Genomic DNA, 15901 nt, shown 5'->3' on the forward strand with positions numbered 1-15901 from the left:
GGCCGATTCAGCTACCCGGCATCAGGTGGTCACGGGTGACCGAGGGGTACCGAGCAGCGGTGGCAGCTGCGGGGGTGGTTGCCGGGCTTGGGGGTGGTTGTCGGGCTTGGGGTGATTGCCGGGCGCGGGGTGGTTGCCGGGCGGCACGGACGGCGGCGTGCGAGGATCGCCGGACGGTGCGACCCGGAGGGTCGCCGAGAGGCGGAGGTACGCATGCCCGAGGCGCTGCTCTGGGCGGTGGCGATCCTGCTGGTGGTGGCCGCCGGCTGGGCGTGGAACAGTTGGCGGCACCGGGTGGCCAACCGCCGTCCGGGCACCCGGCCGGATCGGGGCAGCCGCCCTGGCCGTCGTTCGACGGCACCGAGGCCACGCGGCAGCGATCGACCGGCCACCAAACCGCGCTCGCGCGACACCGGACGGGCGGCCGGTGCTCCGGCACCGGGCGAGATCTGGTGGGCCGACGTGCCGTACGCCGACGGCAGCGGGTCGAAGGTGCGCCCCTGCCTGGTGCTGCGTGCCGACTCCCGGGGCGCCGACGTCCTGAAGATCACCAGCCAGGACAAGAGCGACCGGGACGACCACGTGCGGATCCCCACCCTCGACTGGGACCCCGGCGCGGAGCACGACAGCTACCTCAGCCTGACCGAGCCGATCCGACTCAGCTCGGCCAACTTCGCGGACCACGCCGGGCGCTGCGACGCCGAGCTGTGGAAGAAGGTCCGCAGCCTGCGCCACCTGCCCACCCCCTGACCACCCGCCGCCTCGCCGCCCCGGCCCACCGCCGAGTCGACCTCACCCACCGCCTCGCCGCCCTGGCCCACCGCCGAGTCGACCTGGCCCGCCGACGGTCGCCCTCACCCAGCACCTGGTCGCCCCGGCCCGTCGACGGTCGCCCTGACCGCAGTCGTGCCAACCACCCGGTCGTCCTGACCAGCCCGTCGCCCTGACGAGGGGCCGTGATCGACTCGGCTTTCTGAAAAACACGGCATCCGACACCAGGGACACCCCAACTTTCAGAAACCCGAGTGGATCACGCCGCAGGGCAAGGTTTGGCAGACGGACAAGACGGGCCAAAGGCGCAAACCAGCCGACGGGCGAGCGGGCAAGCGAGCAAGCGGGTAGGTGAGCGGGCAGGCGGGCAGGCGGCCAGCGGGCAGGCGGGCAGGCGGCCAGCGGGCAGGCGGCCGGCGGGCAGGCGGGCAAGCAAGCGGGCGGGCAAGTGAGCAAGGCCGCAGATCAACCGCCGGGTGGCCAGAGGCGCAAACCAGCCGCCTGAACCGTGCCAGCCTGGCCAGGAGGCGTGATCGACTCGGGTTCCTGAAAAACGCGGCATCCGACACCACGGGAGACCCCGACTTTCAGAAAGACGAGTGAATCAAGCCCGCACAGCGGGTCGGACCGGAGCCGAGGTCAGACCGGGGCCAAGGTCAGACCGGAGCCAAGGTCAGACCGGCGCCGAGGCCCGGACCGGGGCCGAGGTCAGACCGCGGCCGGGTGGGCGGATCAGTCCCAGGCTTGACCGAGGGTGGCGAGTTGGTCGGCGTACTCGATGCGGTCGGCCCATCCACTCGGCCAGGCGCTCATCCCGGCGGATGCGCCCACGAACGCGCCGGCCAGCGCGGCGATCGAGTCGGAGTCACCGGCGGTGGTCGCGCCCCGGGCCAGTGCCGCCACCGGGTCGTCGGCGTGGCGGACGGCACAGAGCAGCGCGGTGGCCAGCGCCTCCTCGGCGACCCAGCCCTCACCGGTGGCCCGGCACGGGTCGCCGCCGTCGTCCGGCTGGCGCAGGGCGTCCGTCAGGCGGCCCAGCACCGCCAGGCACTCGTCCCAGCCGTGGGCGATGAACTCCTGCGGGGAATGCGAACCGGCGCGCTGCCAGAGGTCACCCAGCCACTGATCCCGGTAGACCAGTCGCTGGCTGAGCGCCCGCTCGGTGAGTAGCGCGGGGAGTTCGGGCAGCGTGGCGCCCGCGCGCAGCGCGCGGACCGCGTACGCGGTCAACTCGCTGGCGGCCAGCCCGGTCGGGTGGCCGTGGGTCATCCCGGCCTGGAGCTGGGCCAGGCCGGCCAGCGTGTCCAGGTTGACGTCGAGCAGGCCAACCGGGGTGACCCGCATGTTGGCCCCGCACCCCTTCGACCCGATCACCGTGGCGTCCTGCCAGCGCGCCCCCTGGGTCAGCTCGGCACAGGCGCGCAGGCAGGTCATACCCGGGGCGCGGTTGTTGTCCGGGCTGACCGCCCAGGCCAGGAAACGCTGCCGCAGCAGCGGCTCGACCGCCTCCGGCGTGAGCGAGGGCGCCTCGTGCAGCGCCCAACCCACCGCGAGCGCCATCTGGGTGTCGTCGGTGACCAGTGCCGGCTCGCCGGTCAGCTCACGGGGACCGGTCGGGCCGTACCGGTGCTCGATCTCGGCGACGGTCAGGAACTCGGTGGGCTTGCCGAGCGCGTCACCGTAGGCGAGGCCGAAGAGCGAGCCGGAGGCACGCAGCGGGGAGGTGGGGATCACGGCGGCCATGATGCCCGGCCGCCGCAACCCTGTCAGTTTCAGTCCCAGCAGAGACAGAACGGGTGGCCGGCCGGGTCGGCATAGACCCGGAAACCCTCGCCCTCACCGGGCAGCCGCCGGGCACCGAGCGCGAGCGCCGCCTTCTCCGCACTCTCGATGTCGTCCACCGTGACATCGAGGTGGAACTGCTGAGGGCGCTCCGGGTCCGGCCAGGCCGGGGGCCGCAGGTCGAGCGCCTGTTGGAAGGCGAGACGGGGCTGGTGGCCGGGCGGACCGCCCAGCACCACCCAGTCGTCGTCGGAGTCACCCTCGGCGAAAGGAACGCCGAGCAGTTCGGCGTAGAACGCCGCCAACGCCCGCGGATCCGGGCAGTCGATCACCACTGAACGCAGCTGTCCAATCATGACCGTCATCCTGCCCACCGGGTACGACAGGAAACCTCAATCCTCGGCGAGCCGCCGGCCGGCATCCCGGCAGGCCGCGAGCACCACGCGCGCGTACTCCGGGGTGGCACCGGCGAGTCCGCAGGCCGGGGTGACCACCACCTGTTCGGCCAGTTGCCGACGAGGGAAGCCGAGGCGGTCCCAGACCTGGCGTACCCGATCGGCGATCTGCGCGGAGGTCGGCGCGCCACCGGCCGACGGCGGCCGGGTCGGCGCGGCACCGGCCAGCACCCCGAGGCCGGCGTCGATCGCCTCGCCCAGCGGGTCCAGTTTGGTGACCAGGTCGAGGTCGAGGGCGACCGCGACGGCGCCGGTGGAGCGGATCAGCTCCAGCGGCACGTCCGGGGCGCAGCAGTGCACCAGCGTCGGCACGCCGACCGCCTCGACGACCGTGCGCAGCAGCGCGGCCGCATCCAGCGGGTCGACCGCCCGGTAGGCGCCCAGCCCGCTCTCGGTCGGCACCCGCCCGGCCAGCACGGTCGGCAGCGACGGTTCGTCCAACTGGAGCAGCACCGACGCCTGGGGCAGCCGCCGGGCCACCGCGGCGACGTGCGCGCGCAGCCCTTCGGCGAGGGAGCCGGTCAGATCGCGGACCGCGCCGGGGTCGCGCAGCAGACGGCCACCGATCGGCAGCTCCAGGGAGGCGGCCAGGGTGAGCGGGCCGGCGGCCTGCACCTTGATCGGCCCGGCGTACCCCTCGGCCTGCTCGGCGAGCTGGTCCAGGTCGCGTTCCATCAGGTCGCGGGCCCGACGCAGGTCGCGGCCCGGGCGTGGGGCGACCTGCCACCGCCCGGCGTACACCTCGACGGGCAGCTCGACGAGCAGCCCGGCGGACCGGCCGATCATGTCCGCGCCGGGACCACGTGCCGGCAACTCGGGCAGGTGGGGCAGCTCGGGAAGCTCACCGAGGACCACCCGCTGCGCCTCGCCGATGTCGGTGCCGGGCAGCGAACCAATTCCGGTTGCCGCGCCGGCGGGCCAGGGCCACGCCTGATCTGTCACGGCCGAAGGCTATCCCGCGAACACCCGGGCCGTGCGGTCAGCCGGTGATGGTCGCGGAGCCGAGGACCACGTCGCCAGCCGGATCCGCCCGGTACGCGACCACGGCCTGACCGGCGGCGACACCGCGTACCGGCCGGCGCAGCTCGGCGTGCATCGTGTCGCCGACGAGGGCGACGGTCGCCGGCACCACGCTTCCGTGCGCGCGAAGCTGCACCTCGCACTCGACCGGCGCGTCCGGCCGTGCGCCGCCGGTCCAGACCGGACGGACGGCGCGGACCTCGGACACCTCCAGCGCCTCGGCGGGGCCGACGGTCACGGTGTTGGTCTTCGGGGTGATGGAGAGCACGTAGCGCGGTCGGCCGTCCGGGGCGGGCCGGTCCAGGTGCAGGCCGCGACGCTGCCCCACCGTGTACGCGTACGCGCCGCTGTGACTGCCGACCACCGCGCCGGTGCTCGCGTCCACCACGTCGCCGGGCGCCTCGCCGAGTCGTCCGGCCAGGAAGCCGCGGGTGTCGCCGTCGGCGATGAAGCAGATGTCGTGCGAGTCGGGCTTGTCGGCCACCGCCAGGCCACGCTCGGCGGCCTCCGCGCGGACCTGCGCCTTGGTCGAGTCGCCCAGCGGGAAGATCGAGCGGTCCAGCTGCTCGCGGGTGAGCACGGCCAGCACGTACGACTGGTCCTTGGCGATGTCGACGCTGCGCCGCAGCAGCCCGTCCGGGCCGAGCCGGGCGTGGTGACCGGTGACCACCGCGTCGAAGCCCAGGGCCACCGCCCGGTCCAGCACCGCCGCGAACTTGATCTTCTCGTTGCAGCGCAGGCAGGGGTTCGGCGTTCGACCGGCGGCGTACTCGGCGACGAAGTCGTCCACCACGTCCTCGTGGAAGCGGTCGGCCATGTCCCACACGTAGAAGGGAATGCCGATCACGTCGGCGGCCCGCCGCGCGTCCCGGGAATCCTCCAGGGTGCAGCAGCCCCGCGCACCGGTCCGATAGGTCTGTGGGTTGCGGGCCAGGGCCAGGTGCACGCCGGTCACGTCGTGCCCGGCCGCCACCGCCCGCGCCGCCGCCACGGCCGAGTCAACCCCGCCCGACATAGCCGCCAGAACCCTCACCAGCCCACTCCCTTCCCACCCCAGTTCCCCACGACAACCCTATCCACCACCCCAACCCCTCCCCACGCCCGCGCACCGACCCCGCCACCGCCGCCGGTCGATCAAGGAGTTGTGGTGCCAGGAATGAGGCGATTAGCGACCTTTGCCACCCACCACAACTCCTTGATCGACAAGGGAAGGGGGCGGGGCGGCGGGGGCGGCGGGGTTAGCGGGGGGTGCGGAGGGCTGCGGCTCGGCGGGCTCGGTCCACCGCTGCCGGGAGGGCCGCCACCAGGGCGTCGATGTCGGCCTGGGTGCTCGTGTGGCCCAGGGTGAAGCGCAGCGAGGAGCGGGCGCGGTCGTCGTCGGCGCCCATCGCCAGCAGGACGTGCGACGGCTGGGCCACGCCCGCCGAGCAGGCCGACCCCGTCGAGCAGGCGATCCCCTGCGCGTCGAGCAGGAGCAGCAGGGCGTCGCCCTCGGAGCCGGGGAAGGAGAAGTGCGCGTTGCCGGGCAGCCGGTCGGTCGGGTCACCGTTGTAGATCACCTCGGGCACCGCACGACGGACCCGCTCGATCAGGTCGTCCCGGAGCGCGGCCACCCGGGCCGCGTACTCCTGTTGGCCCTTGACCGCCGACTCGACGGCAACGGCGAAGGCGACGATGCCGGCGGTGTCCAGGGTGCCGGAGCGTACGTCGCGTTCCTGCCCGCCGCCGTGCAGCAGCGGCGTAGCGGCGACGTCACGGGCGAGCAGCAGCGCACCCACCCCGGTCGGGCCACCCAACTTGTGCCCGGTCACGGTCAGCGCGGCGACCCCGCTGGCGGCGAAGTCGACGGGCACCTGACCGACCGCCTGGATGGCGTCGGTGTGGAACGGCACACCGTGCTCGGCGGCGACGGCGGCCAGCTCGGCGACGGGCTGGACGGTGCCCACCTCGTTGTTCGCCCACATCGCGGTGACCACGGCCACCCGGTCGGCGTGCGCGGACAGCTCGGCGCGCAGATCCTCCGGGTCGAGCCGACCGGCGGCGTCCACGGGCAGCCAGCCCACCTCGGCGCCCTCGTGCTGGGCCAGCCAGTCGACCGCGTCCAGCACGGCGTGGTGCTCGACGGCGCTGGAGACCACCCGGCGGCGGTCGGGGCCGGCTCCCCGGCGTGCCCAGAAGATGCCCTTGACCGCGAGGTTGTCGCTCTCCGTGCCACCACCGGTGAAGATCACCTCAGACGGCCGGGCGCCCAGGACCGCGGCGATCCGCTCGCGCGACTCTTCGACCCGGCGACGGGCACGGCGACCCGCCGCGTGCAGGGAGGACGCGTTGCCGACCTCGCGGGCGGTAGCGAGGTACGCCTCCAGTGCCTCGTCGAGCATCGGAGTCGTCGCCGCGTGATCCAGGTATGCCATCACCGTTCAGCCTACGGCCGACACCTCGGGGGCCGAATGCCGGAGGGGACGCAGCGCTTCGGGCCGGGGCGGGAGTCCCACCCCGGCCCGATGCGGGCGGCCCCCGGTCAGGCGGGCACCGCGGTGACGACGATGTTGTCGCGGTACTTGCGGGCCTTGGCGTCGAACGGCCCACCGCAGGTGATCAGGGTCAGCCGTGGCTTCCCGTCCCGGGCGAAGTACCGGTCCAGTGGGATCTTGGTCTTGGCGTACTCCTCCCGCGCGACGACCCGGTAGCGCCGGGCCTCGCCGTCGCTGCCGGTCGCGGTCAACGTGTCGCCCTGGTTCAGCTCGCGCAGCCGGAAGAACGCCCCCTTGCCCTGCTTGGCGCTGTCCACGTGACCGGCGATGACCACCGAGCCGGCGTCCGCCTCCAGGCCGGGGCCGTGGCGGTACCAGCCGATCTGGTCGACACTCGGCGGCACCTCGAACTCGTTGGTCCGCTCGTTGATGCCGACCGCGTTGACCGTGGCGGTGACGTCGATCCCCGGGATCACCAGCCGTACCGGCGGGATGATCGCCGCGTCGGCCGGCAGCTCACCGGCGGTCACCGGGACCGACGGCCCGCTGGCGGTGGCCGGCGGTGTGCTGGCCAGCGTGCTCGCCTTCTCGGCACCGACGTTCCCGGCCGGCTGGGAGCCGCACGCCACCAGGGCGGCGACGGTGAGCGCGGCAACGCCGGCGGCCAGGGCCGCCAGCGCGCCGCGGTTGCGCACCGTCACTTGCGACCGGTCCGCGCGGTCGCCATCCGCACCCCACCACCGAGCAGCAGGAGTACGCCGGCGCCGGTGAGCACGTACCACCAGGTGTCCACGCCCGTGCCGGCCTGACCACCGTCACCGCTCGGCACGCCACCGGGAGCGGAGTGCAGGCCGGTGATGGTCTGCGCCACCACGCCGAGCGTCTTGCCCTCGGCGGAACCGATGGCGTAGACGATCGTCGCCGTGCCCTCCTTGAGGTTGAGGTCCGCCGGGCCGATGGCCACGGTGTCGGTGCCGGCGAGCACCACGTCCGCCTTCACGTTGCCCGCGTCGACGTCGCCCTTGGCCTCGTTCGGGTTGGTGAGGTCCTCGAAGACCGGGGTACCACCGGCGCGTACGTCGACGGCCGGGGCGGCGGCGGTGTGCCGGACGATCAGCCGGGCCTTGCCTGCGGCGACCTTCGAGACGTCGTTGGCGAACGGCGTGATCTTCGGCTGGCCGGCGGCGTCGAGGTGGGCCGCGATGCTGATGTTCGCCCCGCCCGGGACGGCCGCGTTGTCGACCTTGAGGATCGCGCTGCCGATCGGCTCGCCGGGCTTGGTGAGCGCGATGTCGTAGTCGCCCTCCTCCAGGTTGAGCGGGCCGGCCACGTCGCCGGGCTTGAAGTTGTCCAGCGTCTTCTTGCCGTTGACGTAGACGTCGACCGGGGTGTCCGGGATGCCGTGCACGACGGAGACCTTCGACGTGGCGGCGTACGCGGGGGTGGCGGTGAGCGCGCCGACACCGGCGAACGCCAGCGCGGCGACCGCCCCGCCCGCGGCGACCCGACGGAAGTACGAGAGCTGCATGTCTGCCTCCTGCTGATAACTGCTGATTCGTCAGGCCTGGCTTGCAGAACGGGTTACGCCGGCTCTCCGACGGGTGGATGCGCTCGGGACGCACTTTTCTTTTCCGGCCCCGACTGCATCCGGAGCGGGCCCGGGAAACGAAGAGCTGGTGAGATGACATCGACCGGGGAGAGTGGGGCGAAGACTGTGGCAGCTACAGTCGGGTATGCCCCATCGAAGGCGAGCCGCCCGATGACGGCCCTACGACAGGAACCGGACCCTCCGGTGGACGACCTCGACGTCCGCTTCCGAGCGGGTGACGACGTGGCCCTGCGTGAGGCGTACGACCGGTACGGTCGTGCCGTGTTCCACCTGGCCACCTCGATGCTGGCCAACCGCAGCGACGCCGAGGACGTCACCCAGGCGACGTTCGTCGCCGCCTGGCTGGGTCGGGACACCTTCGACCCGGCCAAGGGATCGCTGATCGGCTGGCTGCTCGGCATCGGCCGGCGCAAGGTGATCGACCGGATGCGCGCCTCGGCCCGGGAGACCCGGGTGGTGGAGACGGTCCGGCAGCTGCCTGAGCCTGCGCCGGCCGGGCCGGACCCCGATCGCGTGGTGGACCGGTTGGTGATCGCCGACGAGCTGGCCCGTCTTCCTGACGACCAGCGACGCATGCTGGAGTTGGCCTTCTACGACGACCTGACACACCAGCAGATAGCCACGGTGACCGGGGTGCCCCTGGGCACTGTGAAGAGCCACATCCGGCGCGGCATGGCGAGCTTGAAACGCAGATGGGAGGTGGACGGTGCAGCACCTGGACCACGACCGGCTGGTCTTTCTGGCACTCGGTGAGAGCGAGGCGGACAACGGGGAGAGCACCCACCTCGGCACCTGCGCGCTCTGCCGTGCGGAGATGGCGACCCTTGCGCAGGTGGCGGGGCTCGGCGCCGAGACGCAGGGTCTGGCTGACCTGCCCGACCCGCCGGAGCACGTCTGGCAGAGCATTGCCGCCCAGGTCAGGGCGGCCGAGGCCGAGCCGTCCCGGGCCGAGGCCGGTCCGCAGCAGGTCCCCGGTCAAGCCGTCGGCACCCTGACCGAGCAGACCTCCGGCACGACGGCCGGGCAGGCCACCGGCACGACGACCGCCGAGGCCACCGGCACGACGGCCGGGCAGGCCACCGGCACGACGGCCGGGCAGGTAACCGGCACGACGGCCGGGCAGGTAACCGGCACGACGGCCGAGCGTCCAGTCACCCGGCTGGATTCGGCGCGCCGGTCCCGTCGGGGCTCTGGCTGGTCGCGCTGGGCGGCCACGGCGGTGACCGCGGCAGCCGCTGCGGCGGTCGGTGTGCTGGGCACGGTCTCGGTGCTGCGGCCGGACGACCCGGCACCCGCTCCGACGCAGGTGGTGGTGGCGAGCGCGCCGCTGGCGGCGTACGGATCGACGCCGCCGACGGCCAAGGGGGACGCCCGGGTTCTCCGGGACGGCCAACTGCATCTGCATGTGGCGAATCTCCCGCGCGTCCCGGGGTACTACGAGGTCTGGCTCATCAATCCGGCGACGATGGAGATGTTCTCTGTGGGCACCCTGGGTGGCGGCTCAGATGCGCTGCTGCCCCTGCCCCCGAATGTCGACCTCGCGAGCTATTCGGTGGTCGACGTCTCCGCCGAGCAGTACGACAACAACACCCGCCACTCCGGCGACAGCCTGCTGAGGGGCACCCTGACGGGCTGATCGGTGGGCCGGCTCAGCTCCCCGGCCCGCCGATCAGCTCCCATCCACAGACAGTGGCCGCCCCCGTCGAGGGCGGCCACTGGTCTCAGCGCGGGGTCACTTGCGCTTGCGGATCTCCTCGGCGGCCTGCGGGACGATCTTGAACAGGTCGCCGACCACGCCGAAGTCGGCCAGCTCGAAGATCGGCGCCTCGCCGTCCTTGTTGACCGCGACGATGGTCTTCGAGGTCTGCATGCCGGCCCGGTGCTGGATGGCACCGGAGATGCCGAGCGCGACGTAGAGCTGCGGGGAGACCGTCTTGCCGGTCTGGCCCACCTGGAACTGGTGCGGGTAGAAGCCGGAGTCGACGGCCGCCCGGGACGCGCCGACGGCGCCGCCGAGCAGGTCGGCCAGCTCCTCGACCAGCTTGAAGTTGTCGGCGTTGCCGACACCGCGACCACCGGACACGACCACGCCGGCCTCGGTCAGCTCGGGGCGGGAGCCCTTCTGCTCGGCGACCCGCTCGATGACGGTGGCCAGCTTGTCGGTGTCGGTGACCGACACGGTGAGCTGCTCGATCGCCGGGGTGGCCGCCGCCGGGGCGGGGGTGACGGAGTTGGGTCGCACGGTGACCAGCGGCAGACCCTTGGTGACCTTGGCCTTGACGATGGTGGAGCCGGCGAAGGCGACCTGGGTCGCGGTGCCGTCGGCGTCCAGGCCGACCACGTCGGTCAGGATGCCGTTGTCCAGCTTGACGGCGAGGCGGGCGGCGATCTCCTTGCCCTCCTGGGCCGAGGCCAGCAGCACGGCGGCCGGCTGCACCCGCCTGACCAGCTCGGCCAGCACGGTGGCCTTGGGCGCCACCAGGTAGCCGTCGATGTCGTCACCCTCGGCGGCGTAGATCTTCTCCGCGCCGTACTCGCCCAGCTTGCCGCTCAGCGCCTCGGCGGCGCCGGCGCCACCGAGCACCACCGCGCTCGGGGTGCCCAGCTCACGCGCGAGGGTGAGCATCTCCAGGGTGACCTTCTTGACGCCGAATTCCTTGGTGGCTTCGACGACGACGAGAACCTCAGACATGTCAGAACCCCCCTCTCACACGAACTTCTCGGTGGCGAGGAACTCGACCAGCTTGACGCCGCCCTCGCCCTCATCGGTGATCTTGGCGCCGCCGGAGCGCGGCGGGCGCTTGGTGTGCTCGACGACGGCACTGGTGGCACCGTGGAAGCCCACCTCGGCGGGCGCGACACCGAGCTCGGCCAGCGACAGCGTCTGCACCGGCTTCTTCTTCGCGGCCATGATGCCCTTGAAGGAGGGGTAGCGCGGCTCGTTGATGGTGTCCCAGACGGAGACCACGGCCGGGGTGGAGGCGGTGACGACCTCGTAGCCCTCCTCGGTCTGCCGCTCGACGGTCAGCGTCGCGCCGTCGACGGTGAGCTTGCGGGCGCCGGTGAGCGCCGCGACGCCCAGCCGCTCGGCGATCATGTGTGGCATGACCTGGACCCGACCGTCGGTGGACTCCGCGCCGCAGATGACCAGGTCGGCGTTGAGCTGACCGAGGGCGGCGGCGAGCACCTTCGAGGTGGCGACGGCACAGGAGCCGTGCAGGGCGTCGTCCAGCACGTGGACGGCCTTGTCCGGGCCCATGGAGAGCGCCTTGCGGATCGACTCGGTCGCCCGGTCCGGACCCATGGTCAGGATGGTGACCTCGCCGCCGTGCGCCTCCTTGATCTTCAGCGCCTCCTCGATGGCGTACTCGTCCATCTCATTGATCACGTTGTTCGCCGAACCGCGGTCGACGGTGTTGTCGTCACTGCGCAGGTTGCGGTCCGCGCCCGAATCAGGCACCTGCTTGACGAGTACGACGATATTCATCGCGCTTCGACGACCCTCCTGTGTGGTGTTGCGATTCGCTCGCCCGGTCTGGGGCGCAGCGTCGCGCGTCGGTCGACGTCAGGTCAACCGTGGGCTGCTGTGCAGTTGCCCACGGCGCAATGTTACCTGCCAGTAGGTTGCGCCCCCGAGGCACCGAGAGTGACACAGCTCACCGACGCGCGGTCGTTCAGGTCGGCTCGGAGAGCGCCACCCGGATCTGGTCGATGGCCGCCGCCTCGGCGGCCGCCACCCCGTCGTGCGCCCGGGCCACCCGGTCCGCCGCGGCCAACACCACCGAGCGGTACGCCTCGACGTCCGACGGTGACTTGTCGCGCAGGATCAGCACCGCCTGGCGCAACGCCGGTAGCACCACCGACTCGACCTCCAGCTGCGAGTCCCGGGGAAGCCGCGGCAGCGGGCCGGTGGTCAACGCCTCCTTGACCGCACCGCTGGCGTCGGCGAGCGCGCCGGACGCGGCGATGCTCTCCCGGATCACCCCCAGCACCCCGGGATCGGCGTTGGAAACCAGGAAGACCGCGCCGAAGGCACCGGTCTTGATGGTCAGCCGATCCTCGTCCGTCAACCGCTGCTCCATGATCACGGAGTGTAGACGTACGGGGTGGTGGTGGTGACCGCGACGAGGCCGAGCCGCTGCAGGATGGGCCGACTGTCCTCGGAACAGTCGACCTGCAACAGCGTCCGGCCCCGCTGGTCGGCCAGCCGCGCCCGGTAGGTGACCAGCGACCGGTAGACGCCCTTGCGACGCCACTGCGGGAGGGTGGACCCACCCCAGAGGGTGGCGAAGCCCGTGTTCGCCGGGAAACGCACCCAGCCGGCGCTCACCACCGTGCCGTCCGCCTCGGCAACCACCACGGTGATCGAGTGCGGGTCGGCGTCGATCTCCTTCGCCAGACCCCAGACCAGGTGCGAGCGGTCCTCCTGCCAGACCTCCTCCTCCATGGCGGCGATCCGCTCCAGGTCGGCGCGGGAGGTCACCTCACGCAGGCGTACCCCCTCGGGGATGACCGGCAGCGCGGCGGCCAGCGACGCGACCGGCCCGACCACGACGGTCTCCCGGTCCTCCGCCACGAAGCCGGCGGCGCGCAGACGGTCCGCCAGGTCCGCCGGTTCGTCGTGCTCGTTGAGCTTCCACTCCGCCGACTCGCCCCGCTCACGGCACAACCGCACCTGCCGGGCGATCAGCTCGTCCAGCGCGTCGCCGGTCAACCCGCCCAGGTCGCGGTAGGTGATGAACCCACCGGAGTCGAGCCCGGTGATCCGGACCAGCGGCCCGTCCCGCTCCACCGTCACCCCGGCCGGAACCGGGTCGGGGATCTCCGGGCGGAGTTGGTTGTCGTAGGCGGTACGCAGCGTCAGGATGTCGAGATCAGTCACCGGCCCAGGCTAAGCGGGATGGGAAGCGGATAATCGGCTCCGTGTGGGAGGCGATCAGGCGATGGTTCGACCCGGCGGAGCTGCGCTCGATCGGTGAGCCGCCGGACTACCGGTTCTCCCTGGCCAACGAACGGACGTTCCTCGCCTGGCTGCGCACCGCGCTGGCGCTGGTCGGCGGCGGGCTGGCCACCGCGCAGTTCCTGCCGCCCCTGCCGATGAGCCATCTGCGGGAGGTGATCGCGGTGGCACTGCTGCTGCTCGGCGGCGCGGTCGCCATCCGCGCCGTGGACCACTGGGCACGTACCGAGCGGGCCATCCGGCTCGGCGAGGAACTGCCCGCGTCCCGGTTTCCCGCCGTCCTCGCCCTCGCTCTCGCTGCCGGGGCGGTGCTGCTGGTGGTCGCCGTCCTGGTCCGCGCCATCGGCGGGCAGTGAGCACCGGACGCGACCCGGGGCTGCAACCGGAGCGGACCCGGCTGGCCTGGCGACGCACCCTGCTCACGGCGAGCGTGGTGACCGCGCTCGCCGCCCGGCTGGCGTCGGCCGGCGACCCGGTCGGGGCACTGGTCGCCGGCAGCACCGTCGTGGTGTGGGGCGCACTGCTGGCGCTCTGCTGGCCCCGCGCCACCGGCACCGGTCCGGCCCGCACCGGCGGGCGCACACTGCCCCTGGTCGCGCTCGGCACCGTAGGGCTCGCACTACTGGGAGTGCTGCTGGTTCTGCGCCGACTAGGGTGACTCGATCCGGTGCGTCATCATGGGTGCATGGCCCGGCTTGGCGTACTCCTCTTCCTGGTGCAGATTGTCCTCGCCGTCTGCGCGCTGATCAGCTGTCTCTCCGCCGAGGAGGGCAAGATCCGAGCCCTTCCCCGGATCGCCTGGGTGCTGATCATCCTGTTCTTCCCGCTGGTCGGCTCGATCGCCTGGTTCATCGTCGGCCGGGAAGCCAGCTCCGACGCCCGCAAGGGCTGGCCCGGCGGCGCCGCATCGCCCGAGCGGCAGCGCCCCCGGCCGGTCGCGCCGGACGACGATCCGGAGTTCCTGCGTTCGGTGCAGGACCGCGCCAAGCAGCAGGACCAGGAACTCTTCCAGCGCTGGGAGGAAGACCTGCGCCGGCGCGAGGACGACCTGCGTCGCCGCGACGGTGACCCGCCGCGCGAGGGTGACCGGCCGGAGGTGTGAGCACCGGCGCGGTCGCGCCGACCTCCCGAAAGACGCGACCGCCGCCGCCCCCGTGCGGGGCGACGGCGGCGGGTGCGACTCAGGCCAGGTTCGACGACCGGGGGTACGCGTCGGTCGGGTCGGTGAGCACGTTCACCAGGTACGGCACTCCGGCGTCGAACGCCCGCTGCAGGGCCGGACCGAGGTCGGCCGCCTTGGCGACCGTCTCCCCCGCGCCACCGAGCGCGCTGACCACCGTGTCGTACCGCAGCTCCGGCTGGAGGTCGGCGGCCACGTCGTAGCCGTACATGGCCCGCATCGGGTGCTTCTCCAGCCCCCAGATGCCGTTGTTGCCGACGACGATCACCACCGGCAGCTTCTGGCGGGCCAGCGACTCGACGTCCATCAGCGAGAAGCCGGCCGCGCCGTCGCCCATGAGCACACAGATCTGCCGGTCCGGGTGACTGACCCGGGCGCCCATCGCGTAGCCCATGCCGGTGCCCAGGCAGCCGTACGGGCCCGGGTCCAGCCAGGTGCCGGGCTGGGCCGGCTCCAGGTACCGCCCGGCGTACGACACGAAGTCACCGCCGTCGCCGATGGTGATCGCGTCGGGGGCCAGCACCCGACGCAGCTCGCCGTAGATCCGGGCCGGGCGGATGGGGTCGGTCTCGGCGGCCATCTCCGCGGCGTCCCGGGCCTTCGCCGCGTCCTCGGCGACCCGCAGGTCGGCGATCCAGTCCGCGTGGTCGGCCCGGTCGCCGGCGTGGTCGGCGAGCGCGGAGAGAATGAGACGCAGGTCGCCGGCGGGGGCGACGGCCGGCTGCACGTGCGTCGCTCGCTGGCTGGGCGCGTCGACGATGTGCACCACCTTGGCGTCCCCGAAGTCACCGAAGCTGAGCCGGAAGTCCAGCGGGGTGCCCACCACCACGACCACGTCGGCGCCGGAGAGCGCGGCCCGGCGGGCCTTGGCGAACGCGAGCGGGTGCTGCGGCGGGAGCGAGCCGCGCCCCATGCCGTTGGTGAAGACCGGCACCTGCAGTGCCTCGGCAGCCTCGCGCAGTGCGGCGACCGCGTCGCCCGCGTACACGTCGGAGCCGGCGATGATGACCGGTCGCTGGGCCGCGGCGATGAGCATCGCGGCGCGGCCGACCTCCTCCGGGTCCGGTACGACGGGGTCGACGCCCGTCACGGCCGGCAGGTCGACCTCGGCGACCGAGAAGACCGTCTCCAGCGGAAAGTCGAGGAAGGCCGGGCCGCGGTGCGGGGTGAGCGCGGCGTTGAGCGCCGCACCCACCGCGCGCGGGATGTCGTCGGTGCTGAACACCGTCTCGGCGTGCTTGGTCACCGGGGCGACCAGCGGCAGGTGGTCCATCTCCTGGAGGCTGCCGGAGCCCCAGCGGAACGCGGGGGCGCGCCCGCCGAGCACCAGCACCGGGGAGGCGTTGAAGAACGCGCTGGTCATGCCGGAGATGCCGTTGGTGACACCGGGCCCGGCGGTGAGCACGGCGAGACCGGGCCGGCGCTGCAGCTTGGCCACCGCCTCGGCGGCGAAGACCGCGGACTGCTCGTGCCGGACGTCGTAGATCGGGAAGTCGGTCTTGTGCGCGGCGTCGTAGAGCGGGAAGACGTGCCCGCCGGAGAGGGTGAACATCTCCCGCACGCCGTGCGCCCGCAACGCCGCGAGGGCCAACTCCCCGCCGTGACCTTCGATCCGCTCCGTCATCGCCGCTCCTTGTTCCTCGATCATGG

Annotated in this window: 18 protein-coding genes; 6 read left to right on the plus strand and 12 right to left on the minus strand. The window is 72.7% G+C overall.

Features of this window, described 5'->3' with window-relative positions; translation table 11 throughout:
• Positions 1-213 precede the first annotated feature (213 nt).
• Positions 214-750 carry a type II toxin-antitoxin system PemK/MazF family toxin gene (locus LADH09A_RS20625; RefSeq protein WP_238647116.1) on the plus strand — a complete coding sequence of 179 codons (537 nt, stop codon included), beginning with the start codon at positions 214-216 and terminating at the stop codon, positions 748-750.
• 753 nt (positions 751-1503) lie between these two features.
• Here the strand turns inward: LADH09A_RS20625 and LADH09A_RS20630 are convergent.
• From LADH09A_RS20630 to LADH09A_RS20660, 7 genes are all read right to left on the minus strand, one after another.
• Positions 1504-2514, minus strand: coding sequence for an ADP-ribosylglycohydrolase family protein (locus tag LADH09A_RS20630; protein ID WP_238647117.1), 1011 nt, complete (start codon positions 2512-2514; stop codon positions 1504-1506).
• Between the two features lie 29 nt (positions 2515-2543).
• Positions 2544-2909 carry a VOC family protein gene (locus tag LADH09A_RS20635; RefSeq protein ID WP_238647118.1) on the minus strand — a complete coding sequence of 122 codons (366 nt, stop codon included), beginning with the start codon at positions 2907-2909 and terminating at the stop codon, positions 2544-2546.
• 36 nt (positions 2910-2945) lie between these two features.
• Complete coding sequence (locus LADH09A_RS20640) at positions 2946-3950, minus strand: methionine synthase (RefSeq protein ID WP_238647119.1); 1005 nt, start codon at positions 3948-3950, stop codon at positions 2946-2948.
• Between the two features lie 37 nt (positions 3951-3987).
• Complete coding sequence (gene mnmA, locus LADH09A_RS20645) at positions 3988-5061, minus strand: tRNA 2-thiouridine(34) synthase MnmA (protein ID WP_238647120.1); 1074 nt, start codon at positions 5059-5061, stop codon at positions 3988-3990.
• A 205-nt stretch (positions 5062-5266) separates the two neighbouring features.
• A complete protein-coding gene (locus LADH09A_RS20650; RefSeq protein WP_238647121.1) occupies positions 5267-6442 on the minus strand; it encodes a cysteine desulfurase family protein in 1176 nt (391 codons plus the stop codon).
• Between the two features lie 107 nt (positions 6443-6549).
• A complete protein-coding gene (locus LADH09A_RS20655) occupies positions 6550-7203 on the minus strand; it encodes a class F sortase (protein ID WP_238647122.1) in 654 nt (217 codons plus the stop codon).
• The gene (locus tag LADH09A_RS20660; RefSeq protein ID WP_238647123.1) at positions 7200-8030 is read right to left on the minus strand and encodes a DUF4397 domain-containing protein; all 831 of its coding nucleotides are present in this window, start codon (positions 8028-8030) and stop codon (positions 7200-7202) included. The genes LADH09A_RS20655 and LADH09A_RS20660 overlap by 4 nt, the downstream gene beginning before the upstream one ends.
• A 231-nt stretch (positions 8031-8261) precedes the next feature.
• Between LADH09A_RS20660 and LADH09A_RS20665 the strand changes: the two genes are divergently transcribed.
• Together LADH09A_RS20665 and LADH09A_RS20670 are read left to right on the plus strand one after the other, a co-directional pair.
• Positions 8262-8864, plus strand: a complete 603-nt coding sequence (locus tag LADH09A_RS20665; protein WP_238647124.1) for an RNA polymerase sigma factor — start codon at positions 8262-8264, stop codon at positions 8862-8864.
• Entirely contained in the window at positions 8818-9747 is a 930-nt protein-coding gene (locus tag LADH09A_RS20670; protein ID WP_238647125.1) for an anti-sigma factor, read from the plus strand. The genes LADH09A_RS20665 and LADH09A_RS20670 overlap by 47 nt, the downstream gene beginning before the upstream one ends.
• Positions 9748-9843: 96 nt before the next feature.
• On the opposite strand, the gene LADH09A_RS20675 is transcribed toward LADH09A_RS20670, so the two are convergent.
• The 4 genes from LADH09A_RS20675 to LADH09A_RS20690 all read right to left on the minus strand — a co-directional run bounded on the left by LADH09A_RS20675 (position 9844) and on the right by LADH09A_RS20690 (position 12993).
• Complete coding sequence (locus LADH09A_RS20675; protein WP_238647126.1) at positions 9844-10803, minus strand: electron transfer flavoprotein subunit alpha/FixB family protein; 960 nt, start codon at positions 10801-10803, stop codon at positions 9844-9846.
• A gap of 15 nt (positions 10804-10818) precedes the next feature.
• The gene (locus LADH09A_RS20680) at positions 10819-11598 is read right to left on the minus strand and encodes an electron transfer flavoprotein subunit beta/FixA family protein (RefSeq protein ID WP_238647127.1); all 780 of its coding nucleotides are present in this window, start codon (positions 11596-11598) and stop codon (positions 10819-10821) included.
• Positions 11599-11785: 187 nt separating this feature from the next.
• Positions 11786-12193, minus strand: a complete 408-nt coding sequence (locus tag LADH09A_RS20685; protein WP_274529852.1) for a hypothetical protein — start codon at positions 12191-12193, stop codon at positions 11786-11788.
• Between the two features lie 2 nt (positions 12194-12195).
• On the minus strand, positions 12196-12993 hold the full coding sequence (locus tag LADH09A_RS20690; RefSeq protein WP_238647129.1) for a GNAT family N-acetyltransferase: 798 nt from the start codon (positions 12991-12993) through the stop codon (positions 12196-12198).
• A 41-nt stretch (positions 12994-13034) separates the two neighbouring features.
• Between LADH09A_RS20690 and LADH09A_RS20695 the strand changes: the two genes are divergently transcribed.
• The 3 genes from LADH09A_RS20695 to LADH09A_RS20705 are packed head-to-tail and all read left to right on the plus strand — an operon-like array spanning position 13035 to position 14173.
• Positions 13035-13427, plus strand: coding sequence for a YidH family protein (locus tag LADH09A_RS20695; RefSeq protein ID WP_238647130.1), 393 nt, complete (start codon positions 13035-13037; stop codon positions 13425-13427).
• Positions 13424-13729 (plus strand): DUF202 domain-containing protein, encoded by a 306-nt coding sequence (locus tag LADH09A_RS20700; RefSeq protein WP_238647131.1) that lies wholly within the window; start codon positions 13424-13426, stop codon positions 13727-13729. Before LADH09A_RS20695 ends, LADH09A_RS20700 begins: the two co-directional genes overlap by 4 nt.
• A 27-nt stretch (positions 13730-13756) precedes the next feature.
• Positions 13757-14173: a PLD nuclease N-terminal domain-containing protein gene (locus LADH09A_RS20705; protein ID WP_238647132.1), complete on the plus strand. Its 417-nt coding sequence runs from the start codon at positions 13757-13759 to the stop codon at positions 14171-14173.
• A gap of 79 nt (positions 14174-14252) precedes the next feature.
• Here the strand turns inward: LADH09A_RS20705 and LADH09A_RS20710 are convergent, their stop codons facing one another.
• Positions 14253-15875 carry an acetolactate synthase gene (locus LADH09A_RS20710; protein WP_238647133.1) on the minus strand — a complete coding sequence of 541 codons (1623 nt, stop codon included), beginning with the start codon at positions 15873-15875 and terminating at the stop codon, positions 14253-14255.
• Between the last annotated feature and the right edge of the window lie 26 nt (positions 15876-15901).

This window comes from Micromonospora cabrerizensis (assembly GCF_022230955.1).
In the GTDB taxonomy this organism is placed as follows: Bacteria; Actinomycetota; Actinomycetes; order Mycobacteriales; family Micromonosporaceae; genus Micromonospora; species Micromonospora cabrerizensis.